Origin of the sequence: Burkholderia sp. FL-7-2-10-S1-D7, from assembly GCF_001524185.1 — a bacterium.
Classification (GTDB): domain Bacteria; phylum Pseudomonadota; class Gammaproteobacteria; order Burkholderiales; family Burkholderiaceae; genus Burkholderia; species Burkholderia diffusa.
The window spans coordinates 69,610-90,522 of record NZ_LOWY01000016.1 but is presented as its reverse complement, the minus strand read 5'-3'; the positions used below and the strand labels follow the sequence as shown (position 1 = coordinate 90,522).

The following is a 20,913-nucleotide window of genomic DNA, read 5'->3' as shown; positions in this document are numbered from 1 at the left end:
GGCACCCTACTTAAGCTCACGGGCGCTTCAGCAGCACCTGATCGATCAGCCCGTACGCCTTCGCATCTTCGCTCGACATGAAGTTATCACGGTCGGTGTCGCGGGCGATGCGCTCGACGTCCTGGCCCGTATGCTGCGCGAGCAGATTATTCAGCCGCTCCTTCAGGTAGAGGATTTCGCGTGCCTGGATCTCGATGTCGGATGCCTGGCCGCGCGCGCCGCCGAGCGGCTGGTGAATCATCACGCGCGAGTTCGGCAGCGCGAAACGCTTGCCCTTCGCGCCCGACGCGAGCAGGAACGCGCCCATGCTGGCCGCGAGGCCCATGCAGAGGGTCGACACGTCCGGCTTGATGAACTGCATCGTGTCGTAGATCGCCATGCCGGCCGATACCGACCCGCCCGGGCTGTTGATGTAGAGGCTGATGTCCTTGTCGGGATTCTCGCTCTCGAGGAACAGCAATTGCGCGACCACGAGGTTGGCGGTCTGGTCGTTCACTTCGCCGACCATGAACACCAGGCGCTCCTTCAGGAGACGCGAATAGATATCGTACGAACGCTCGCCGCGGCCGCTCGTTTCGACGACGATCGGCACCAGCCCCAGTGCTTGCGCCTCGAAACCCTGCGGCGCATTCGAAGCAAGCATGTCCAGCAATTCAGCGCGAGTGATCATTCAATGAGCCTTGTTCGAATGGAAAATTGAACGGAGGGAAGCCGCCCGCTCAATCGCCATATTAATGGCAACCGTGCGCTTGACGTAGAAACGGCGTGCGGGCCGTCGCTCCGACAGCCGGCACGCCGCTAGAGCGACACTTACGCTTGCGCCGATGCGCTCGCGAGTGCCTCGAAGCTCACTTCCTTGTCCGTCACCTTTGCCTTGCCCAGCACGAAGTCGACGACGTTGCTTTCAACGACGAACGCTTCCATCTCGGCGAGGCGCTGCTGGTTCGAATAATACCAGCGGACCACTTCCTTCGGGTCTTCGTAGCTCTTCGCGAATTCGTCGACTTCCGCGCGGATCTGCTCCGGCTTCGCTTCGAGGCCGTTCGCCTTCACGAGCTCGGCCAGCACGAGGCCCAGCTTCACGCGACGCTCTGCCTGCTCGGCGAACATCTCGGCCGGGATCGGTGCGTCCTTCGCGTTCGGCACGCCGCGCTGCGCCAGATCCTGGCGAGCCATTTCGACGAGGCGTTGCTGGTCCTGCTCGATCAGCGCCTTCGGCACGTCGAGTTCGGAAATCTTCAGCAGTGCGTCCATCACCTGGTTCTTGACGATGGCTTGCGTGCGACGCTTCGCTTCGCGCTCGAGGTTTTCCTTGATTTCGGCGCGCATCTTCGTCAGGTCGCCGTCTTCGATGCCGAGCGACTTCGCGAATTCGCCGTCGATTTCCGGCATGTGCGGCCACTCGATCTTCTTCATCGTGACCGTGAATTGCGCCGTCTTGCCCGCCACGTCCTTGCCGTGGTAGTCGTCCGGGAACTTCAGATCGAACGTACGCTGTTCGCCGACCTTCAGGCCCAGCGCCGCCGTTTCGAATTCCGGCAGCATGCGGCCTTCGCCGAGCACGAACGGGAAGTCTTCGGCCGTGCCGCCCTGGAACGCGACGTCGTCGATCTTGCCGACGAAGTCGACCGTCACGCGGTCGCCGTTCTTCGCTGCGGTGTCCGCACCGCCGTCACCGTGCTCGCCGGCTTCGCCGCGAGCGTGGTAGTGCACGCGCTGCTTGCGCAGGATATCCAGCGTGCGGTCGATTTCAGCGTCGCCGATCGTCGTCGTCGAGCGTTCGACTTCAGCCGTCGCCAGATCGCCGATCTTCACTTCCGGGTAGACCTCGAACGTCGCGTCGAACGCGTATGCATCCTCAGCCTGCTCCTGCTTCGGCTCGAAGCTCGGCTGGCCGGCCACGCGCAGGTTTTCCGCACGGCTGATCGTGAAGAATTCCTGGCCGATCTTGTCGCTCAGCACTTCCGCCTCGACCTGGCCCGAGTACTGCTGGGCGACCATCTTGAGCGGCACCTTGCCCGGGCGGAAACCCGGCATGCGAACGTTCTTCGCGAGTTTCTGGATACGGGCGTCGATTTCCTTCTGCACGGTGTCCTTCGGCAGGGAAATCGTCACGCGGCGTTCAAGCTTGCCGAGGTTCTCAACAACGTTAGCCATGGCTTCAATCGTCCTAAAATTATTCGAGCGAATCGGGTTTTCCTTGCCGTGCCTGCCTGCGGCGTGAGGTGCATCGCATGCACACGCCGCGCCGGAGCGCCACGCCATCCCTGCACGCGCCGGATGGCTAGCGCAAGCGGCTCGGAGCACGGCTTTGGCCGGAAGAATCGACTATTCTAGCAAACAATTTTCCTCGTACCGCCAGATCGGCACGACAACGACGCAGACCGGTCGTGCCGTCCGCGTCTGTCGACGGCAATGCGCGCGGATCGCCGCTATGCCGAACGGCGTATCCACCGCCGGGCCGCCATCCTGTAAGCTCCGATTGAGCATGCGCCGCGGTCGCGGACGCCATTCTTCACATCAAACACGCCTTCCGGAGACACCATGCCGCAACACCCGTCCGCGCCTGTCGTCGTCATCGCGCCCGATTCGTTCAAAGGCTCGCTTTCCGCCGAGCAGGTCGCGGACGCGATCGCCGCCGGCATCCGCCGTGCCCGTCCCGATGCGATCGTGCGCTGCTGCCCGATGGCCGACGGCGGCGAAGGCACGCTCGACGCGATGCTGGCGGGCGGCGGCACGCGGCGCGCGCTGCGGGTGGCCGGCGCGTCGCTCGCGGCACGCGACGCGGCCGTCGGCGTGATCGACGCGCGCACCGCGATCGTCGAGACGGCCGAGGTCGTCGGGATCACCGACGCGGTCGGCATGAGCGTGCCCGTTGACGCGCGCAGCACGCGCGGCATGGGCGAAGCGATCCGCATGCTGCTCGACGAGGGCGTGCGCCGCTTCTTCGTCGCGCTCGGCGGCAGCAGCACCAACGACGCGGGCGCGGGATTGCTCGCGGGCCTCGGCCTGAAATGCTTCGACGCGGCGGGCCAGCCGGTCGAACCGGTCCCGGCGCGGCTCGCCGATATCGCGCGGATCGACGCGTCGGGGCTCGATCCGCGCCTGAAGGAAGCGGAATTCATCGGCATGTCCGACGTCGACAATCCGCTGACGGGCGCGCACGGTGCGACCGCGGTGTTTGGTCCGCAAAAGGGCGTGACGTCCGAGCAGGTCGCGACCCTCGACGCCGCGCTCGGCCGTTTCGCCGACCTGCTCGAGACCGCGCTCGACCGGCGCGCCCGCGACCGGCCGGGCGCCGGCGCCGCGGGCGGCCTCGGATTCGCGCTGCACATGCTGGGCGCACAGTTCGAAGCCGGCGCGGAAGTCGTCGCGCGGCAAATCGGGCTCGATGCCGCGCTCGCCGGCGCCGACTGGCTGATTACCGGCGAAGGCCGCTCCGACGTGCAGACGCTGCACGGCAAGGCACCGTTCATCGCCTGCCGTCATGCGCGGGCCGCGGGCGTGCCCGCGTCGCTGCTGTCGGGCGCGGTCGACCCGGCCGCGCTGCCGCGCCTATCCGAACACTTTTCCGGCTGCTTCTCGCCCGCGCCCGGCCCGATCACGCTCGACGTCGCGATCCGCGACGCGGCGAACCTGCTCGCGAACGAAGCCGAACAGTTGACACGGCTGAAGTACGGCGCACACTGACCGTTGACCCGAGCGCGCGATACAGGAACAATCGGGCCCGCCCTTTTTCTTCAGGATTCGACATGAAAGGCCGCCAAGCCGGGCTCGATCAGTTTCTGACCTATCGCCTCCATGCGCTCACGAAGCGATCCGACCGCGGGATCGCCGAGGTATACCGGCACAAGCTGGACATCTCGCTTCCCGAGGCGCGGGTGATCGCCGCCGTCGGCGCCTTCGGTCCGTTTTCGATCATGGATCTCGCCCGCCATACCAATCTCGACAAAAGCCAGGCGAGCCGCGCGGCGGAAGCGCTGCTGCGCCAGGGGCTGCTCCAGCGCAGTGCGAGCGAGGAAGACGGCCGGATCGTGCTGATCGCGCTGACCGCCGACGGCCGTGCGCTGCATCGCAAGATCATGCCGATCGTGCGCAAGTGGAATGACGGCTTGCTCGCGTGCCTGTCCGAGAGCGAGCGCCAGACGTTCGAGCGACTGCTCGACAAGGTCGTCGCGCACGCGGTCGAACGCGACGACTGAGTCGCAATACGGGTGCAATCGGCGCCGCACCCGCGTGGCGAAGGTGCGGCATGCACCGGGATCGCCTCAGCGGCCCCGCACGCGCTTCAAGCGGGGCCCAGCGCCCGTCGCGTCATTTCAGATGAATCCTGCGGGCCTTCCAGTCGCGCAAGCGCACGGGCGGCGTGCCCGGCTTCCCTTGCCATGGCTACCGGACGCCTACCCGGCGCGTCGCCGCCCTCTCCGCGTGCCGGGCAGGCGCCGCGATCCCCCTCCGCTATAGCCCGCTGTTCGCCGCACGTTGACGCAGCAATCCCAGCACCGCGTCGCAATACGGCGTCGGCACGTCGAGCTTGCGTCCCAGTTCCGGAAACACGCCGAGGATCGGTCCGATCTCCAGTGCTCGCCCGGCCTCGAAATCCTGCAGCATCGACGTCTTGAACGCGCCGAGCTTGCGCGTCACGGCAATCCGCTCCGGCCCGCTCATTCCCGTATCGAGACCCAGCTTCGCGCCGATCGCGGCCGCCTCCTCCATCATCCGCAACGCGAGTTCCTGCGTGAACGGATCGTCAAGCAGTTGCGAGGCGGTCGAACCCGTCAGCGCGCTCAACGGGTTCATGTTCATGTTGCCCCACAGCTTTGCCCAGATCTCGGTGCGGATCGCCGGGGTCGACTCGACGTCGAAACCGCCCGCGGCGAGCGCCGCCGCGAAGCGCGCCGTCGACGCATCGAGCCGCGGATCGGGCGAGCCAACGATCAGACGGTTGCCGCGGCCGCGGCGCACGATACCCGGCGCGTCGGTGCTCGACGACAGGTGCACGACGCAGCCGATCGCCTGCGCGGGCGGCAGCGCTGCCGAGACCGCCCCCGCCGGATCGACAGCATCGAGCGGCACGCCGTCGAGCGGGCCCGCTAACCCGTGCGTGAACCACCACGGCAACCCGTTCATCGCGGCGACAATCACCGTGCCGGGCCCGACCAGCGGCGCAACGCGCGCGGCCAGCGCCGGCAGCGCCTGCGCTTTCAGCGCGATCACCACGTAGTCCTGCACGCCGAGCGCGGCCGCGTCGTCGCTCGCGCGCACCGGGACCGACGACTCGGTCCCCGCCTCGTCGATCACGCGCACGCCGTGCGCGTTCAGTGCATCGAGCGTCGCGCCGCGCGCGAATGCGCTCACCGTCATGCCGGCCCGCGACAGTGCGGCCGCGAGCAACCCGCCGATCGCGCCGACCCCGACCACCGCAGCGCGCACCGACCCTGAATTCGTGTCGTTCATGATGAAAATCCGTCTACCCGGAGCCGACGAGCATAGCGCCCAATGGTTGCGGATACAACCATTTATGCAAGCATCTGCGCGGCCGTGTTCGCATGAGCGGTTCAGCGCGGTGCGATGACCGCCTCCACAGGTTCGTCGTCGTTCGTGCCGCCCGTCGCGCCGAGCACGCCGGCGATCTGGCTCTTGTCGTGCATGCCGAGCTTGCGGTACGCGCAGCGCAGATAGTGACGCACCGTCGTCGGCGAGATCGCCATCTGCTGCGCGACCTCCTTGTGCGAACGGCCGGCACCGTAATAGCGAATCGCCGCGAGCTCGCGCGGGCTCAGCCGGTCGAGCAGCGAGCGCGGCCGCGCCTCGATCTGGAACAGTCCCGCGATGGGCACGCACTGGATGCGCAGCGCGTCGCCGACGTACGGCTGGCCCGATTGGCGCCGCACATGCGCGACCAGCGGCTCCGGCACGCGCGGGCCCGTCCACGCCGGCCATTCAGTCCGCAGCACTTCGTCGAAGCCGTGATCAGCGTGATGCAGCACGCCGAAGTTGTCGCACAGCGCGCGCGCCGCCGGCGCCGGCGCCACCGCATCGGCACGCTCGCGCGTGAGCTGTGCCGCGCGGTTGATCGTCAGCGCGGCCGCCAGATGCGGAACCACTTCCTCGAAGCGACTCGCGTCGTCGTCGCTGAACGGACGATTCAGGCCCTGGCGATAGATCGACATGAACGTCGTCAGCCCGAAGCGGCGATCGAGCGTACACACGCACATCAGTTGCGCCAGCCCGTACTTCACGCACCAGTCGCGAAACCGCGCGTCAAATCCGGGCTCGACGACCGACAGACGCACCGCGCGACCGTGCGCGCCGAGCAGCGTGCGTTGCGCGAGCGGATCGCAGTCACGCACGCGTTTCCAGTCGCTGAAGAACGCGTGCGGAAGACGGTACAGGAAACTGTTGTGCATCACGGGGCCGGTCGGCGTGTGCGTCGCGACGCCGGTCCACGCGGCGTCGAACGGGATGAGCCCCTGCAGCAGCGAAAAGAAGCGGCACTCGAATTCGCCGATGCTCGACTGCGCGGCGACCGCATACAGGTCGAGCAGCATCAGGCCGAGTTCGCGTCGCGCCGCGTCGCCGCGCGTCACGCCGTCGAAATCGGCGCGGCGGGACGGCAGCGGCGGCCATGCGGATTCGTCGAGCACGATCGCGGCCGGCACGTCGCGCAGCGCATCGAGATCCTGTCCGATATCCGTGGTGATCCTCACCTTCCGCTCCCCTGCCCGATCGGGCCGCTGATGCACGCAACGCAGACCGGCCGATTATAGCGACCGGCATTTTTGGCGGGCTCCGCCGCCGGAACACGCCGCAACCCCATCCATTTGAACGGTGCGCCGCCCGTTGCTGCTGCGCAGCACGCCGCATCGCGGTGTCGCGGCACGTCCACCCTGGGCACCGCGGGTTTTCCTCACCGTTCATCTGCACGACTGGTCAGCGGTTTTCCCGCTGCAGACACTGCGTCGCGACAACGCCAACAACAAACGATGCAGAACGGTATGGAGAACCCCACGTGATGACATCCCGCTTCATCCGCACGGCGGCCGCCACGGCGCTCGCCGCGTGCAGCCTTGCCGCGCACGCGCAATCGACCCTCACGCTGTACGGCGCGCTCGACGCCGGCGTGCAGTACCTGACGCATGCCGACGGACGGCACGCGGCCGTACAGTTGCAGAACTACGGCATCCTGCCTTCGCAGGTCGGGCTGAAAGGCTCCGAGGATCTCGGCGGCGGCTGGCGCGCGCTGTTCAAGCTCGAACAGGGCCTCAACATCAACGACGGCACCTCGACCGTGCCGGGCTACGCGTTCTTCCGCGGCGCGTACGTCGGCATCGCGGGGCCCGTCGGTACCGTGACGCTCGGCCGACAGTTCAGCGTGCTGTTCGACAAGACGCTGTTCTACGACCCGCTGTGGTACGCGTCGTACAGCGGCCAGGGCGTGCTCGTGCCGATCACGGCGAACTTCATCGACCACTCGATCAAGTACCAGTCTCCGACGTTCGCCGGCTTCGATGTCGAGGCCCTCGTCGCGACCGCCGGCGTCGCGGGCAATACGCGCGCCGGACGCGTGCTCGAGCTCGGCGGTCAGTACGCCAGCAACGGGCTGTCGATCAGCGCGGTGCTGCATCAGGCGCACGGCGACGCGTCGGCCGCGGACGACGCCTCCGCGCGCCGCCGCGAACTCGGCACGCTCGCCGCGCGTTACGCGTTCGCGACGCTGCCGCTCACGCTCTACGCGGGCATCGAACGCCTGACCGGCGACCTCGATGCCGCCCGCACGATCGTCTGGGGCGGCGCCCGTTATCTGACGTCGGGTGGCATCGGGCTGAACGCGGGCGTCTATCACACCGATTCGCACACGCCGGCGATCGGCCACCCGACGCTGTTCATCGCGAGCACCACCTACGCGCTGTCGAAACGCACCGTGGCCTACGTGAACCTCGGTTATGCGCGCAACAGCGGCCAGAGCTCGCAGACCGTCTACGAATACGACCCGACACCGCTCGCCGGCGCATCGCAGTTCGGCGCGATGGTCGGCATCTATCACCTGTTCTGATTCCGTCCAGCGAGATCCCGCCATGAAAACCCTTTGCTCCGATGCCGCGCTGCCGTCCGACGGCCGCGCGTCCCCTTTCGCGCGCTCGACGCTCGTCGCACTCGTCGTGTTCGCGGCCATCACGCCTTTGTTGCTGCTCGTCGCGCCGGCCGTCGCCGGCCAGCTCGCGACGCAGCTCGGGCTGTCCGCGTCGCAGATCGGCACCTACTTCTTCGTCGAACTCGGCACGTTCAGCCTCGCGACCCTGCCGTCGTACCTGTGGCTCGGCCGCGTCGATGCGCGCCGCGTCGCTGCGTGCGCGATCGCGCTGTTCGGCGCGGGCAATCTCGTGACCGCGTTGTGGATGCCCGGCTTCGTCGCGCTGCTCGCGCTGCGAGCCGTCACCGCGCTCGGCGGCGGCTCGCTGATGGTGCTCTGCATGACCAGCGCGGCCACGAGCGAGAACAGCGATCGCGTGTACGGGCTGTGGGTCGTCGGCCAGTTGATCGCCGGGGCGATCGGCCTGTTCGTGCTACCGCACGTGTTCGCCGCGTTCGGGCTGCGCGCGCTGTACGTCGCGCTGGCCGCGCTCGCGCTGCTTGCCGCACCGCTGTCGCGCGGCTTTCCGGCGACGCTCGGTGCGCGGCCCGCGTCGGCCGGGGCCGCGCGCGGCGCCGCGACGGATGCGTCACGACGCTTCGTCGTGCTCGCGATCGGTGCGGTACTGAGCTTCTATCTCGCGATCGGCAGCGTGTGGACGTTCGCGAGCCGCGCGGCGGCGGAGGCCGGCCTCGACCCGCGGTCGATCGGCAACGTGCTCGCGATCGCGAGCGTGATGGGGATTGCCGGCGCGGCGCTCGCATCGTGCGCGGGCGGCCGGCTTGCGCGGCGCACGATGCTCGCCGCCGGTTACGCGCTGCTCGCGGCATCGCTCATCGCACTCGCCGCGCTGCCGCATGCGAGCGGCTACAGCGCCGCGATCTTCGCGTTCAAGTTTGCGTGGACATTCGTACTGCCGTTCATTCTCGCGACTGTCGCCCAGATCGATACGTCCGGGCGGCTCGTCGCGACGCTCAATTTCGTGATCGGCGCGGGCCTCGCGGCTGGCCCACTCCTCGCCGGTCTGTTGCTCGACGCGGGCGGCACGATGCACGTGCTGTTCGCGGCCGCGACGGCCGTCGCGATCGCGTCGTTTGCCGCGCTGCGCCATATCGATCGGCGCGCGCGGACTTCCGTGACTTCCGTTTCCTCCCAACCGTGACAGGTCAAAACCATCCATGAATCGCACTGCCTTCTTCACCGACGAACGCACCTTCTGGCACACCGGCGGCACGCACGCGCTGTTCTTCCCGGTCGGCGGCTGGGTCCAGCCGCCGTCGAGCGCCGGCTACGCGGAGTCGCCCGATTCGAAGCGACGCCTCCTGTCGCTCGTGCAGGCTTCGGGCCTGGCCGACCACCTCGACATGCGCGGTGCCGCGCCGGCCACCACCGACGATCTGTCGCGCATCCATCCGGCAAGCTATCTCGACGCGTTCCGCGCACTCAGCGATGCGAACGGCGGCGACCTCGGCGATCTCGCGCCGTTCGGCAAGGGTAGCTACGAGATCGCCGCACTGTCGGCGGGCCTCGCGATCGCGGCGGTCGACACCGTCGTCGCCGAGCGTGCGGCCAACGCGTTCTCGCTGTCGCGGCCGCCCGGCCATCACTGCCTGCGCGATCGCCCGATGGGCTTCTGCCTGCTCGCGAACATCCCGATCGCGATCGAGGCCGCACGCGCGAAGCATGGCATCGACCGCGTCGCGGTGATCGACTGGGACGTGCATCACGGCAACGGCACGCAGTCGATCTACTACGACGATCCGGACACGCTGACGATCTCGCTGCATCAGGACCGCTGCTTTCCGCCCGGCTACAGCGGTGGCGACGAGCGCGGCGCAGGCGCGGGCTTCGGCGCGAACCTGAACGTGCCGTTGCTCGCGGGCAGCGGCGACGACGCGTATCGCCACGCGTTCGAGCGGATCGTGCTGCCGGCGCTCGAGCAGTTCCGGCCGGAGCTGATCGTCGTCGCGAGCGGCCTCGATGCGAACGCGGTCGATCCGCTCGCGCGCATGCAATTGCATTCAGAAAGTTACCGGTACATGACGCGCTCGGTGAAGGAGGCGGCGCAGCGCCACTGCGGCGGACGGCTCGTGATCGTCCACGAGGGCGGCTATTCGGAGGCGTACGTGCCGTTCTGCGGACTCGCGATCGTCGAGGAGCTGGCCGGCATCCGCACCGATGTCGCCGATCCGATGCTCGATCTCGCGATCGCGCAGCAGCCGGGCGAGCGGTTCGTCGCGTTCCAGCGCGAACTCCTCGACGAACTTGCCGTGTCGTTCCGCTTGTAACGCACGCTCACCAACGATGCGGGGCCGGCCCTTGCGCGATCGGTACGGATAGGGTTTCCTGTGCCTTTACACCTGCCAGGTCCGGCCCCTTCTTCAGATGAATTCGTCTTCGCGCGATCCCGACACCAACGACAAAGCGCGCCGCCAGCCGTCGAAGCTCGTATTGAATATCGCCGCCGTGCTGGTCGGCCTCATCACGTTCGCGATCGGCGCGGCGTGGTTGATCTATAGCTGGATCGTCGATCGCGAAGCGCAGTATTTCGCGATTCCGCTGGTGTTCTCGGTGCCGGTGATCGTGGCGGTCGCGGTGCGGAGTTTCTGGGACTAGGCACGCTCGAAACGACAAAGCGCCGCGGTGGGTGGACACGCGGCGCCTTCTTTTTCAGGTGCGGGTATCTGCGACGAGCAGCGAGCCGCTCCGTTCGGACTGGAACCGTTCAGAGGCCCGCGCGTGCGCACGGATTCGCGATCGGCCCCTGATAGCCATGGATGGCGCTCAGCGCGGAACCCACCAGCACCGTGCCGACCGATTTCAGCACGGCCTCCGTCGTCGGCAGCTCACCGCTCGAGATGGGCCGCCCCGAGTAGGCCATGCACGCCGGAGACGGCGCGATCGCCTGCACGGGCTGCGCGCTCCATGCGACGTTGTCGGCAGGCGTGGCCGCAAACGCCGGTATCGCCAGCGTCAGAGAAAGAGCGGAAATCAGCATGCGTGCGGTGTTGGGCATCGATGGTCCCCGGTTGGACAACCCACGTGAATGAATGGCTTTGTTCATAATAAACGCAGCCGGTTTTCCGTGCCCGCGAAAGCGTGCGCACTCCCCGCGGAGCCGCACCAACAAAAAAGCGCTGCCGGTCAGCCGACCGGCAGCGCTTTTTTGGGAACGGCCCTTAGCGGGGCACGTTCGACTTCGTGGTGCGTGAGGCCGGACTCGAACCGGCACACCCTTGCGGGCGTCAGGACCTAAACCTGGTGCGTCTACCAATTTCGCCACTCACGCGAATTTTTGTCACCGCTGCGCATGGCACGCAAGATGCGTTCTCCACGCGCCCGGGACTTGCCGGGGCTTCGTGTCGGCACGAAAACCGGCACGCCCGATCAGGCGAGCGCGAGATTCTACCCGATCTGCGCAGCGTTGTCTCGCCCGACCGGCGCCCGTCGAAGAGCGGTGCTAGAATCCGCGCTCGAGTGCCGCCGGCCATGCGCCGGCGCGCGTCCCCGAATCCGCCTCCGCCACGATCCCACCCGTGAACTTCGACGACTACTGTCAGCAAAAGGCCGCCCCCGCGGGCTCCAGCGTCTACTACGCGCTGCGCCAGGCGCCGCTCGCCGCCGAACCGCGCCTGACGGCCCTGTTCGCGCTGCGCCGCGAACTCGAGGAAACCGTCAAGGAAACCAGCGATCCGACCGTCGGACACACGAAGCTCGCGTGGTGGCACAAGGAACTCGCGGCGCTCGCCGCCGGCGAACCGTCGCATCCGGTCACGAAGGCGCTCGTGCAACACCACCCGGCGATCGGTGCCGAAACCGATGCGCTGCGCACGCTCGTCAACGGTTACGGGATGGATCTCGAACAGGCGCGCTACCTGGATTTCGCGAACCTGGAGCGCTACATCGCGCAGGTCGGCGGCACCTTCGCGTCGCTGGTCGCGCGCGCAAGCGCCGCGAATCCGGCCGACCCGCAGCCGTGGGCCGCGGATGCCGGCCGCGCGCTGATGCTCGCGCAATTCGTGCAGGAACTCGGCAACGATGCGCGCCACGGCCGCATCTATCTGCCAATCGACGAACTGCAGCGCTACAACGTGACCGCTGCCGACCTGCTGAACCGCCGCTACAGTCCGGCCTTCACCGAGCTGCTGCAGTTTCAGACGGGCCGCGCGCGCGAAGCGCTGGCCGCCGCCGACACAGCGATCCCCGCCTCCGAACGCCGCGCGCAACGCACGCTGCGCGCGCAGATCGCACTGGCCGGTGCACTGCTCGACGAAATCGAGCGCGACGGCTACCAGGTGCTGCACCAGCGCATCGCGCTGACACCGATCCGCAAGCTGTGGATCGCGTGGCGCGCCGCGCGCCGCCGCTGATCCGCGCCGTCACCCTCCCAAGCGTCACACCTTGAGCAGCGGCAGCGTATCGAAGCGTTGCTGCAGTACGTGCGTCGCATCGAGCCCCCACCACGGCCCGAGCACGGTCGCATACAACTGGCGGAAATCGACCGCGACCGGCAGGTTGCCGTTGCCGTCGAGATGCCCGAGTGCCGGCGCCGCGCCGTACAGCCCGCCGGCCACGCGGCCGCCCATCACGAAATGCGGCGCGGCGGTACCGTGATCGGTGCCGTTGCTCTGGTTCTCGCGCACGCGCCGTCCGAATTCCGCATACGTCATCACGAGCGTCTGGTTCCAGCGCCCGAGTTCGATCAACGCGCCGCGCATCGCACTCATCCCTTCCGCAAACTGCTTGAGCAGCGCAGCCTGCTGCCCCGGCTGGTTCTGGTGCGTATCGAAACCATTGAGCGTGAGCCGCAACACCGCGACGCCGTCCTGCGCGCCGGGCCCCGACGCCTCACATGCCGCGAGCACCTGCATCGCGGTCTTCACCGACGTACCGAACGTGCCGGCCGGAAAAGCCGTCTTGAACTCGCGCATCCCGCCGCGCGGGCGCAGCCGGTCGGCCGCCTTCACGATGTCGTTCTCGACGTCGATGATGTGCGCGAGCGCCGGGTTCCGCTCGCGCAGCGACGACGGTTCGGCCAACCTCGCCGCGCGGACGAACTGCGCAGGATTGACGAGCGCGATCGCGCGCGCGCCGTTCGCGAGCGGCCCCATCTCCGCGCTGCCGAGCACGACGCCGTCGGCAGCGAAGCCAGGCGGCACCGGCGCCTGCGCGAACGTGCGCGTGAGCCAGCCTTCGTGCAGGTACTGGTCGGAGCGCGACGCGGTATCCCAGATCTCGATCGAGCGGAAATGCGACAGGTTCGGCTGCGGGTAGCCGACGCCCTGCACGATCGCGACCTGCCCGTCGCGCCACAGCGGCATCAACGGCGCGAGCGACGGGTGCAGCCCCGTATGCGCATCGAGCTGCAGCACGTGGTCGCGCGCGATGCCGATGCTGCGGCGGAACTGGTAGTAGAGCGGATCGGCATACGGCACCACCGTGTTGAGGCCGTCGTTGCCGCCCTTCAGCTCGACGAGGATCAGCACGTTCGCGTAGCCGGCCGCCAGCTGCCGCCCCGCCGCGGCCATCGATGTCGCCGCCTGCGCGGGCGACTGCCACAGTGACACGCCCGCAGCAGCCGCGGCGCCCGTCAGCGTCAGAAAATCACGTCGGTTCATCGTGCATCCTTCGGTTTGCCGCGCGGCGCGGCCATCGCGGCAGCGCGCCGGTTCATCGTCGTTTCGGTCATTTCAGTTGATAGGCCGGATCCATCAGCAGCGCCTCGAGATACGCGCTGCCGGTCGAGTCCGTATCGATTGCCGCGACCGGCGACAGCGGCAGCACCGCGTGCTGCAGTTGAAGCTCGGTCGACAATCCGGCAATCGCCTGCGGCCGCGCACGATACTGCGCGAGCCAGCGTTCGAGGTCGAAGCGCAGGCCGCCGCGCGCAGGTTTCGCTGGCGCGTCGCGCATGTCGGCAACCGGTATCGTTTGCGCACGCGCATTCGGCGACGGTGCCGCCATCGCACGCGCAGGCGCCCGCATGCCGACGGTCTCGGTTGCGCGGAACAACTGCTCGACGAACTGCTTGCGCGCAAGCAGCGTCGTGCTGTTGATCCACATCGCGCCACCCGGCCAGCCCTTCACGTTCGGCGGATAGAACAGGTTCTGCCCGAGCGTGCGCACGGTGTTCGCCAGCATTTGCGGATCGCCATACGCGACGTCGAACAATCGCACCGATCCGACGACGAACTCGGCCGGCGACTTCACGAGCACGCCGCGATTGCGCGGATCCCAGAACTCGTCGGTCGACCAGAGCGCTGCGAGCGCCGCGCGTATGTCGTAGCCGCTCGCGCGAAACCGTTCGGCGACGACATCGAGCGCGCCGGCATCGGGCGTATCGGACACGAACTCGCGCCACAGCTTGCCGGCGATGAAGCGAGCGGTGTCGGGCCGCTTCAACAGGATGTCGAGAAAGCCGTCGCCGTCGAACGCCCCGGTCTCGCCGAGTATCGTCTTGTCGCCCGCGTCGTGCCATTCGGGCCGCACCACGAAGCGCAGCGTATCGGGATCGACGCTCCAGCCGGTCATCGCGCGCGCCGCCTCGGTCACGTCGTGCTGCGTGTAATGCCCCTCGCCGAGCGTGAACAGCTCCATCACCTCGCGCGCGAAATTCTCGTTCGGACGGCCCTTGCGGTTGCTCGCCCCGTCGAGATACTGAAGCATCGCCGGATCCTTCGCGACCGCATGCAGGAGCGTACCGAAGTTGCCGAGCGCCTCGCGGCGAAACAGCGCATTCTGCGCGGCCATCGTCTGCGGATACGGGACCTTGTCCTGCCCGGATGTGAAGTGCCCGTGCCAGAACAGCGTCATGCGCTCGGTGAGCGGCGTCGGCGTCACGACCATCTCGTTGACCCACGCCGCGCGCAACGCATCGTAGCGGCGATTGCGTTCGCGCTGCTCGTCGCGCCGCATGTCGGGTGTCAGCGCCTGTCGCTGAGCGCGGGTCGGCGGCAACTCGGCGAGCCAGTCGGGCCAGGTCGTCACGGGGTCGCGGCGCACGTTGCCGAGCGTATCGGCCACGACTTGCGCGCGCGTCATCCCGACGATGCGGGCGACCTCGGCCGGTGCGGGAGAAAAGCCGGTGCGGCTCAGGAAGAACAGCGCATCGTCGGCGTCGAGCGGCGCCTGCATCGCGGGCGATGCCGGGGCGGCAGCGTTCGCTTTCATCGTCGTGGACTCCCGGAACGCACCGGCGGTGCGGATGCCGGTACAACGGCAGCAGGCGTGCGAAAGTTGACGGGAAATTGCTACGGAATCTTTCTGCGCCGCGCAAGATTGCGCGCGTGTCAGCGCTTGTACAGCTCGCGAACGGCGTCCTCGATGTGCTGGCGCAACAGGTGGCGCTCTTCGGGCGTCATGTGCCCGTCGCGGCGGCGCTGTTCGAGATCGGGAGGCACGGCGGAACGGACCCCCATGTCGGCGGCACGGTCGGGCTGCGGCGCTTTGCCGCGCTGCAGCTTGCGCGACGAGGCGCCCTGCTCGGGGCGCTGCGCATACGCGAAGTTCGACGCATATGGACCGGCAAGTGCGATCGTCAGCATCAGTGCAATCCGGGCAGATCGCATGACCGTCCTCGCTTCTTTGGTCGATTTGTTCCCTTCGTCACGCGGCAACCGGTTACCTCTGGTACTTGAAAAACCCTGCGGAATTCGGGCGTACAAAGATGAAAGATGGAGTGCAGGGGAGTATCTACCGAATTTCGGCTTCGAGTAAAGGAATCTCTATAGCCTGCCTTTACTCCGCGCGACACTACGGGTAAATTTTGTAACGGACTGTAACGCGCGAAAATACGCAACCGTGCGTGATTTCCCATTCGCGATAAGATGCCGCTCATGGAAACGAAAAACCCCTCCAAGATTCTCGTCGTCGACGACGACCCGCGCCTGCGCGATCTGCTGCGCCGCTATCTCGGCGAGCAGGGTTTCAACGTGTACGTCGCGGAAAACGCGACCGCGATGAACAAGCTCTGGGTACGCGAGCGCTTCGACCTGCTCGTGCTCGACCTGATGCTGCCGGGCGAGGACGGCCTGTCGATCTGCCGCCGCCTGCGCGGCAGCAACGACCGCACGCCGATCATCATGCTCACCGCGAAGGGCGAGGATGTCGACCGCATCGTCGGCCTCGAGATGGGCGCCGACGACTACCTGCCGAAGCCGTTCAATCCGCGCGAACTCGTCGCGCGCATCCACGCGGTGCTGCGCCGCCAGGCGCCGGCCGAACTGCCGGGCGCGCCGTCGGAAACCACCGAGGTGTTCGAGTTCGGCGAATTCTCGCTGAACCTCGCCACGCGGACGCTGACGAAGTCGGGCCAGGAAATTCCGCTGACGACCGGCGAATTCTCGGTGCTGAAAGTGTTCGCGCGCCATCCGCGCCAGCCGTTGTCGCGCGAAAAGCTGATGGAGCTCGCGCGCGGCCGTGAATACGAAGTGTTCGACCGCAGCCTCGACGTGCAGATCTCGCGCCTGCGCAAGCTGATCGAACCGGATCCGGGCAGCCCGCGCTTCATTCAGACCGTCTGGGGCCTCGGCTACGTGTTCATTCCGGACGGCGCCGCCTGATCTTTTTCCTTTCCGGTTTCGCCTGTCCACGGCCCGTCCCATGCGTATCGACCGGCGCCTCCTGCAGCTCGCGTTCGGCGGGCTGTTCTGGCGCACCTTCCTGCTGATCGCGCTGCTGATCTCGGTCAGTCTCGCCGCGTGGTTCCAGAGCTTTCGCGTCATCGAGCGGGAGCCGCGCGCGCAGCGCGTCGCGCTCCAGCTCGTCGCGATCGTGAAGCTCACGCGCACCGCCCTGCTCTATTCCGATCCCGATTTGCGGCGCGCGCTGCTGCAGGATCTCGAGAGCAACGAGGGCGTGCGCGTGTACCCGCGCGAAAAGACCGACAAGTTCAAGCTGCAGCCCGACGAATCGCTGAACCGCCTGATCGAACACGACATCCGCAGCCGTCTCGGCGACGATACCGTGATCGCGCAGTCGGTCAACGACATCCCGGGCGTGTGGATCAGTTTCAAGATCGACGACGACGATTACTGGGTCGCGCTCGACCGCGACCAGCTCGACAGCGTCACGGGCCTGCAGTGGGCCGGCTGGGGCCTGTTCGCGCTCGCGCTGTCGCTATTTGGCTCCGCGTTCATCACGAGCCTCGTCAACCGGCCGTTCTCGCGGCTGGCGCTCGCCGCGCGCCAGGTCGGTTCCGGCCAGGCGCCCGATCCGCTGCCCGAGCGCGGGATGGGCGTCGCGGCCGAGACCAACCGCAGCTTCAACCAGATGGTGCGCGATCTCGAACAGCTCGAGGCCGACCGCGCGCTGATGCTCGCGGGCATCTCGCATGACCTGCGCACGCCGCTCGCGCGGCTGCGCCTCGAGACCGAGATGAGCCCGTCCGACCAGGCGACCAAGGACGCGATGGTCGACGACATCGAGCAGATGGACCGCATCATCGCGGCCTTCATTGATTACGCGCGCCCGTCGCAGCGCAAGCCCGAGCCCGTCGACCTGTCGTCGATCGTGCAGGAAGTCGCCGCGCGCGTGTCGGGCGAAGACGGCGTCGAGATCCGCACGCGGCTCGCGGCGACCGCCGTGATCGAAGCCGACGAGACCGACATGCGCCGCGTCATCGGCAACCTCATCGAGAACGCGCGCAAATACGGCCAGAGCCGCGACGATGGCGTGTCGCGCATCACGCTCGAGACGCGCGTGACGCACGCGCGCGTCGAGTTGTCGGTGAGCGACGAGGGCCCCGGCATCCCCGAAGACCAGCTACCGCTCGTGATGCGGCCGTTCTACCGCGTCGACACGGCGCGCACCAAGGCGGACGGCACGGGGCTCGGCATGGCGATCGTGCTGCGCCTCGTCGGCCGCTATCGCGGCGCGCTGCGCCTGCGCAACCGCAGCCCCGAAGCGGGCCTCGAAGTCACCCTCGAATTCCGCGGCGCCAGCAAGACGCGTGCGACGGCGTGACGCGTTCGCGCACGCTTCTTGCGCGTCACACTATCGGCGCGGTTGAAAAAAACTATGGGGATCGTTAGTCAAAATCTATTGAAGTGTTTTGTTAATAGTGTTATATTCCTGCCCATGCTGTCACACCAACGTTGCAGCACCGAGGTAGCTTGACTCAGTCTTCTTCCCAACTCATACAGGAGTATCCGCATGAAAACCGTGGGCGATAAACTCGAAGCATTCACCGTCGTAGCCGCGAAGCCGGGCTTCAACAATCACGAGGAAAACGGTCAGTCGGCGTTCGAGACCATCACCGAAGCGTCGTTCCCGGGCAAGTGGAAGATCATCTACTTCTATCCGAAGGATTTCACGTTCGTGTGCCCGACGGAAATCGTCGAGTTCGCGAAGCTGACGAAGCAGTTCGAAGAGCGCGACGCCGTCCTGCTCGGCGGCAGCTCGGACAACGAATTCGTGAAGCTCGCATGGCGCCGTGAGCACAAGGACCTGAACAAGCTGAACCACTACTCGTTCGGCGACGTGAAGGGCGAGCTGATCGACCAGCTCGGCGTGCGCGACAAGGAAGCCGGCGTGGCCCTGCGCGCAACGTTCATCGTCGATCCGGACAACACGATCCAGCACGTTTCGGTGAACAACCTGAACGTCGGCCGTAGCCCGGAAGAAGTCCTGCGCATTCTGGACGGCCTGCAAACGGACGAACTGTGCCCGTGCAACCGTGCAGTCGGCGGCGCAACGCTGTAAGCGCATCGATGCACGAAGCCCGCGGCGCACGTCCTGCCTGCGGGCTTTTTTAACGGCCAACCCATAGGAGATATCAATGGAATTCATCGACTCGATTAAGGCACGCATCCCCGACTACGCGAAGGACATTCGCCTGAACCTCGACGGCACGATCTCGCGCTCGTCGCTCGAAGGCACCGATGCAGTCGGCGTCGCGCTGGCGGCGGCGGTCGCGGCGAAGAGCACCGTGCTCGTGAAGACGATCCGCGAAGCCGGCGTGCTGTCGCCCGAAGAGACGAACGCCGTGCTGACGGCGGCCGCGCTGATGGGGATGAACAACACCTGGTATCCGTATGTCGAGATGGCCGACGACGCCGACCTGAAGACGCAGCGCGCCGAGCTGCGGATGGGCGCGTATGCGTCGCACGGCGGCGTCGACAAGCGCAGGTTCGAGATGTACGCGCTCGCCGCATCGATCGTCGGCAAGTGCCATTTCTGCGTGAAGTCGCACTATGCGCTGCTGAAGAACGAGCAAGGCATGACGACGACGCAGCTGCGCGACGTCGGCCGCATCGCGTCGGTGATCAACGCCGCCGCGCAGGTGATCGCCGCCGAAGGCGAATAAGCCGTCGCGCAAGCGGCGGCGCAGTGCGGTGCAGTGCGGCGGCCATGCGCGCCGCACCGCGCCGCAAATCGAAAATGCCACGCAAGCGCGTGGCATTTTTCGTTCCGGCGGCGCAACCGGCGCGCCGCTTCGGACCGGCTTCAGGCGCTCACGCGCCGTGCTTCACCAGCAGCGCGGCAGCCTGCGCCTCGATGCCATCACCGCGGCCGAGATAGCCGAGCTTCTCGTTGGTCTTCGCCTTCACGTTCACGCGCTCGAGCGGCAGCCCGAGATCGGCCGCGATGTTCGCACGCATCCCGTCGATATGCGGCGCGAGCTTCGGCGCCTGCGCGATCACCGTGCTGTCGACATTCTGGATCGTGAAGCCGGCCGCCTTCACGCGGGCGACGCACTCGCGCAACAGCACGCGGCTGTCCGCGCCCTTGAACGCCGCGTCGGTGTCCGAGAAATGGCGGCCGATGTCGCCCAGCGCCGCCGCGCCGAACAGCGCGTCGGTGATGGCGTGCAGCAGCACGTCCGCGTCCGAGTGGCCGAGCAGGCCGCGCTCGTAAGGAATCGTCACGCCGCCGATGATGAGGGGGCGCCCAGGGACGAGCTGGTGCACGTCGTAGCCTTGTCCGATTCTGAAATCCATGCGTATTCCGGTGAGATGAGGTGAAAGTCAGGAAGCATTCGCGGGGCGCGCGAGGATCGCTTCCGCAAGCGCGAAATCTTCCGGGTACGTGACCTTGAAGTTGCGCAGGCTGCCCTGCACGACGCGCGGCGTATGGCCGGCCCATTCGATCGCGCTCGCTTCGTCGGTCAGGTCGTGGCCTTCGCGCTGCGCGCGCAGGATCGCGTCGCGCAGCATGCCGATGCGGAACATCTGCGGCGTCTGCGCCTGCCACAGCGCGTCGCGCGATTCGGTGCGCGCGATCGCGTCGCCGCCAGCCGGCACGCGCTTGAGCGTATCGGCCACCGGCAGCGCGACGATGCCGCCGACCGGGTCGTCCTTCAGCGTCGCGACCAGCGTGCGGATCAGCTCCGGCGTGATGCCCGGGCGCGCAGCGTCGTGCACCAGCACCCAGTCCTGGTCGCTCGCGCCGAATTCGGCCAACCCGAGCAGCCCGTTGAGCACCGACGCCTGCCGCGAGCCGCCGCCGCAGCGGCGCACCGCGAAACGCAGGCCCGCGAAGCGGCGCGCGTCGAAGTGCGTGTCGTCGGGCGCGAGGACGACGAGCGTCTGCGCGAATTCGCTGCACGCGTCGAACGCGGCGAGCGTGTAATGCAGGAGCGCACGGCCGGCCAGCGTGCGGTATTGCTTCGGCACGGCCGAACCGGAACGGCTGCCCGTGCCGGCGCAAGGAATCAGGGCGAAAAGTCGGGGAGTCACGAAGGGGAAACGCCGGAAAGATGAAATCGAGAAGCGGATTTTATAATAGGTCTTTCGTCTCGACCGGCGCACCGCGATGCGCCCGTGCCCGCCACCCCTGCC

At 67.3% G+C, this 20,913-nt stretch carries 21 protein-coding genes and 1 tRNA gene; 11 read left to right on the top strand and 11 right to left on the bottom strand.

Going from position 1 to position 20,913, the window contains the following annotated elements; genetic code table 11:
* Positions 1–16: 16 nt before the first annotated feature.
* Both clpP and tig read right to left on the bottom strand, forming a co-directional pair.
* Positions 17–670: an ATP-dependent Clp endopeptidase proteolytic subunit ClpP gene (clpP, locus tag WS75_RS08190; protein WP_006496351.1), complete on the bottom strand. Its 654-nt coding sequence runs from the start codon at positions 668–670 to the stop codon at positions 17–19.
* A 140-nt stretch (positions 671–810) separates the two neighbouring features.
* A complete protein-coding gene (gene tig, locus WS75_RS08185; protein WP_059680040.1) occupies positions 811–2,157 on the bottom strand; it encodes a trigger factor in 1,347 nt (448 codons plus the stop codon).
* Positions 2,158–2,544: 387 nt separating this feature from the next.
* On the opposite strand from tig, the gene WS75_RS08180 reads away from it, so the two are divergent.
* Both WS75_RS08180 and WS75_RS08175 read left to right on the top strand, forming a co-directional pair.
* A complete protein-coding gene (locus WS75_RS08180; RefSeq protein ID WP_059680039.1) occupies positions 2,545–3,690 on the top strand; it encodes a glycerate kinase in 1,146 nt (381 codons plus the stop codon).
* Positions 3,691–3,752: 62 nt separating this feature from the next.
* On the top strand, positions 3,753–4,202 hold the full coding sequence (locus WS75_RS08175) for a MarR family winged helix-turn-helix transcriptional regulator (RefSeq protein WP_059680038.1): 450 nt from the start codon (positions 3,753–3,755) through the stop codon (positions 4,200–4,202).
* Between the two features lie 256 nt (positions 4,203–4,458).
* On the opposite strand, the gene WS75_RS08170 is transcribed toward WS75_RS08175, so the two are convergent.
* Both WS75_RS08170 and WS75_RS08165 read right to left on the bottom strand, forming a co-directional pair.
* Positions 4,459–5,457 carry a 2-dehydropantoate 2-reductase gene (locus WS75_RS08170; protein WP_059680037.1) on the bottom strand — a complete coding sequence of 333 codons (999 nt, stop codon included), beginning with the start codon at positions 5,455–5,457 and terminating at the stop codon, positions 4,459–4,461.
* 101 nt (positions 5,458–5,558) lie between these two features.
* Positions 5,559–6,710, bottom strand: coding sequence for a helix-turn-helix transcriptional regulator (locus tag WS75_RS08165; RefSeq protein ID WP_059680036.1), 1,152 nt, complete (start codon positions 6,708–6,710; stop codon positions 5,559–5,561).
* Positions 6,711–7,012: 302 nt separating this feature from the next.
* Here WS75_RS08165 and WS75_RS08160 point away from each other — a divergent pair, with 302 nt between their 5' ends.
* The 4 genes from WS75_RS08160 to WS75_RS08145 all read left to right on the top strand — a co-directional run bounded on the left by WS75_RS08160 (position 7,013) and on the right by WS75_RS08145 (position 10,750).
* Positions 7,013–8,056 carry a porin gene (locus WS75_RS08160; protein ID WP_059680035.1) on the top strand — a complete coding sequence of 348 codons (1,044 nt, stop codon included), beginning with the start codon at positions 7,013–7,015 and terminating at the stop codon, positions 8,054–8,056.
* Positions 8,057–8,078: 22 nt separating this feature from the next.
* Positions 8,079–9,296, top strand: coding sequence for an MFS transporter (locus WS75_RS08155; RefSeq protein ID WP_059680034.1), 1,218 nt, complete (start codon positions 8,079–8,081; stop codon positions 9,294–9,296).
* Positions 9,297–9,312: 16 nt separating this feature from the next.
* Positions 9,313–10,422 (top strand): class II histone deacetylase, encoded by a 1,110-nt coding sequence (locus WS75_RS08150; RefSeq protein WP_059680033.1) that lies wholly within the window; start codon positions 9,313–9,315, stop codon positions 10,420–10,422.
* 97 nt (positions 10,423–10,519) lie between these two features.
* Entirely contained in the window at positions 10,520–10,750 is a 231-nt protein-coding gene (locus tag WS75_RS08145) for a hypothetical protein (RefSeq protein ID WP_059680032.1), read from the top strand.
* Positions 10,751–10,859: 109 nt separating this feature from the next.
* Here the strand turns inward: WS75_RS08145 and WS75_RS08140 are convergent, their stop codons facing one another.
* Entirely contained in the window at positions 10,860–11,150 is a 291-nt protein-coding gene (locus WS75_RS08140) for a hypothetical protein (protein WP_059680031.1), read from the bottom strand.
* 186 nt (positions 11,151–11,336) lie between these two features.
* Positions 11,337–11,423 (bottom strand) — tRNA-Leu (locus tag WS75_RS08135).
* A 247-nt stretch (positions 11,424–11,670) separates the two neighbouring features.
* Between WS75_RS08135 and hpnD the strand changes: the two genes are divergently transcribed.
* The gene (gene hpnD, locus WS75_RS08130) at positions 11,671–12,504 is read left to right on the top strand and encodes a presqualene diphosphate synthase HpnD (RefSeq protein WP_059680030.1); all 834 of its coding nucleotides are present in this window, start codon (positions 11,671–11,673) and stop codon (positions 12,502–12,504) included.
* 24 nt (positions 12,505–12,528) lie between these two features.
* Here hpnD and WS75_RS08125 read toward each other — a convergent pair whose 3' ends face one another.
* The 3 genes from WS75_RS08125 to WS75_RS08115 all read right to left on the bottom strand — a co-directional run bounded on the left by WS75_RS08125 (position 12,529) and on the right by WS75_RS08115 (position 15,702).
* On the bottom strand, positions 12,529–13,752 hold the full coding sequence (locus tag WS75_RS08125; RefSeq protein ID WP_059680029.1) for a DUF1501 domain-containing protein: 1,224 nt from the start codon (positions 13,750–13,752) through the stop codon (positions 12,529–12,531).
* A 67-nt stretch (positions 13,753–13,819) separates the two neighbouring features.
* Complete coding sequence (locus WS75_RS08120) at positions 13,820–15,304, bottom strand: DUF1800 domain-containing protein (RefSeq protein ID WP_059680028.1); 1,485 nt, start codon at positions 15,302–15,304, stop codon at positions 13,820–13,822.
* Between the two features lie 119 nt (positions 15,305–15,423).
* Complete coding sequence (locus tag WS75_RS08115; protein ID WP_059680027.1) at positions 15,424–15,702, bottom strand: hypothetical protein; 279 nt, start codon at positions 15,700–15,702, stop codon at positions 15,424–15,426.
* Between the two features lie 258 nt (positions 15,703–15,960).
* Between WS75_RS08115 and ompR the strand changes: the two genes are divergently transcribed.
* The 4 genes from ompR to WS75_RS08095 all read left to right on the top strand — a co-directional run bounded on the left by ompR (position 15,961) and on the right by WS75_RS08095 (position 19,439).
* Entirely contained in the window at positions 15,961–16,695 is a 735-nt protein-coding gene (gene ompR, locus WS75_RS08110; protein ID WP_004192636.1) for an osmolarity response regulator transcription factor OmpR, read from the top strand.
* 40 nt (positions 16,696–16,735) lie between these two features.
* Positions 16,736–18,097 carry an ATP-binding protein gene (locus WS75_RS08105; RefSeq protein WP_059680026.1) on the top strand — a complete coding sequence of 454 codons (1,362 nt, stop codon included), beginning with the start codon at positions 16,736–16,738 and terminating at the stop codon, positions 18,095–18,097.
* Between the two features lie 189 nt (positions 18,098–18,286).
* Positions 18,287–18,835 carry a peroxiredoxin gene (locus tag WS75_RS08100; RefSeq protein ID WP_059599970.1) on the top strand — a complete coding sequence of 183 codons (549 nt, stop codon included), beginning with the start codon at positions 18,287–18,289 and terminating at the stop codon, positions 18,833–18,835.
* Between the two features lie 76 nt (positions 18,836–18,911).
* Positions 18,912–19,439: a carboxymuconolactone decarboxylase family protein gene (locus WS75_RS08095; RefSeq protein WP_044843722.1), complete on the top strand. Its 528-nt coding sequence runs from the start codon at positions 18,912–18,914 to the stop codon at positions 19,437–19,439.
* Between the two features lie 148 nt (positions 19,440–19,587).
* On the opposite strand, the gene ispF is transcribed toward WS75_RS08095, so the two are convergent.
* Positions 19,588–20,073, bottom strand: coding sequence for a 2-C-methyl-D-erythritol 2,4-cyclodiphosphate synthase (gene ispF / locus WS75_RS08090; protein ID WP_059680025.1), 486 nt, complete (start codon positions 20,071–20,073; stop codon positions 19,588–19,590).
* 27 nt (positions 20,074–20,100) lie between these two features.
* Positions 20,101–20,811 carry a 2-C-methyl-D-erythritol 4-phosphate cytidylyltransferase gene (gene ispD / locus WS75_RS08085; RefSeq protein ID WP_059680024.1) on the bottom strand — a complete coding sequence of 237 codons (711 nt, stop codon included), beginning with the start codon at positions 20,809–20,811 and terminating at the stop codon, positions 20,101–20,103.
* Positions 20,812–20,913 lie beyond the last annotated feature (102 nt).

Coding starts and splice junctions, on each gene's coding strand:
- clpP (WP_006496351.1), bottom strand. CDS start 670: ATGATCACTCGCGCTGAATTGCTGGACATGCTTGCTTCGAATGCGCCG.
- tig (WP_059680040.1), bottom strand. CDS start 2,157: ATGGCTAACGTTGTTGAGAACCTCGGCAAGCTTGAACGCCGCGTGACG.
- WS75_RS08180 (WP_059680039.1), top strand. CDS start 2,545: ATGCCGCAACACCCGTCCGCGCCTGTCGTCGTCATCGCGCCCGATTCG.
- WS75_RS08175 (WP_059680038.1), top strand. CDS start 3,753: ATGAAAGGCCGCCAAGCCGGGCTCGATCAGTTTCTGACCTATCGCCTC.
- WS75_RS08170 (WP_059680037.1), bottom strand. CDS start 5,457: ATGAACGACACGAATTCAGGGTCGGTGCGCGCTGCGGTGGTCGGGGTC.
- WS75_RS08155 (WP_059680034.1), top strand. CDS start 8,079: ATGAAAACCCTTTGCTCCGATGCCGCGCTGCCGTCCGACGGCCGCGCG.
- WS75_RS08150 (WP_059680033.1), top strand. CDS start 9,313: ATGAATCGCACTGCCTTCTTCACCGACGAACGCACCTTCTGGCACACC.
- WS75_RS08145 (WP_059680032.1), top strand. CDS start 10,520: ATGAATTCGTCTTCGCGCGATCCCGACACCAACGACAAAGCGCGCCGC.
- WS75_RS08140 (WP_059680031.1), bottom strand. CDS start 11,150: ATGCCCAACACCGCACGCATGCTGATTTCCGCTCTTTCTCTGACGCTG.
- WS75_RS08125 (WP_059680029.1), bottom strand. CDS start 13,752: ATGAACCGACGTGATTTTCTGACGCTGACGGGCGCCGCGGCTGCTGCG.
- WS75_RS08120 (WP_059680028.1), bottom strand. CDS start 15,304: ATGAAAGCGAACGCTGCCGCCCCGGCATCGCCCGCGATGCAGGCGCCG.
- WS75_RS08115 (WP_059680027.1), bottom strand. CDS start 15,702: ATGCGATCTGCCCGGATTGCACTGATGCTGACGATCGCACTTGCCGGT.
- ompR (WP_004192636.1), top strand. CDS start 15,961: ATGCCGCTCATGGAAACGAAAAACCCCTCCAAGATTCTCGTCGTCGAC.
- WS75_RS08105 (WP_059680026.1), top strand. CDS start 16,736: ATGCGTATCGACCGGCGCCTCCTGCAGCTCGCGTTCGGCGGGCTGTTC.
- WS75_RS08100 (WP_059599970.1), top strand. CDS start 18,287: ATGAAAACCGTGGGCGATAAACTCGAAGCATTCACCGTCGTAGCCGCG.
- WS75_RS08095 (WP_044843722.1), top strand. CDS start 18,912: ATGGAATTCATCGACTCGATTAAGGCACGCATCCCCGACTACGCGAAG.
- ispF (WP_059680025.1), bottom strand. CDS start 20,073: ATGGATTTCAGAATCGGACAAGGCTACGACGTGCACCAGCTCGTCCCT.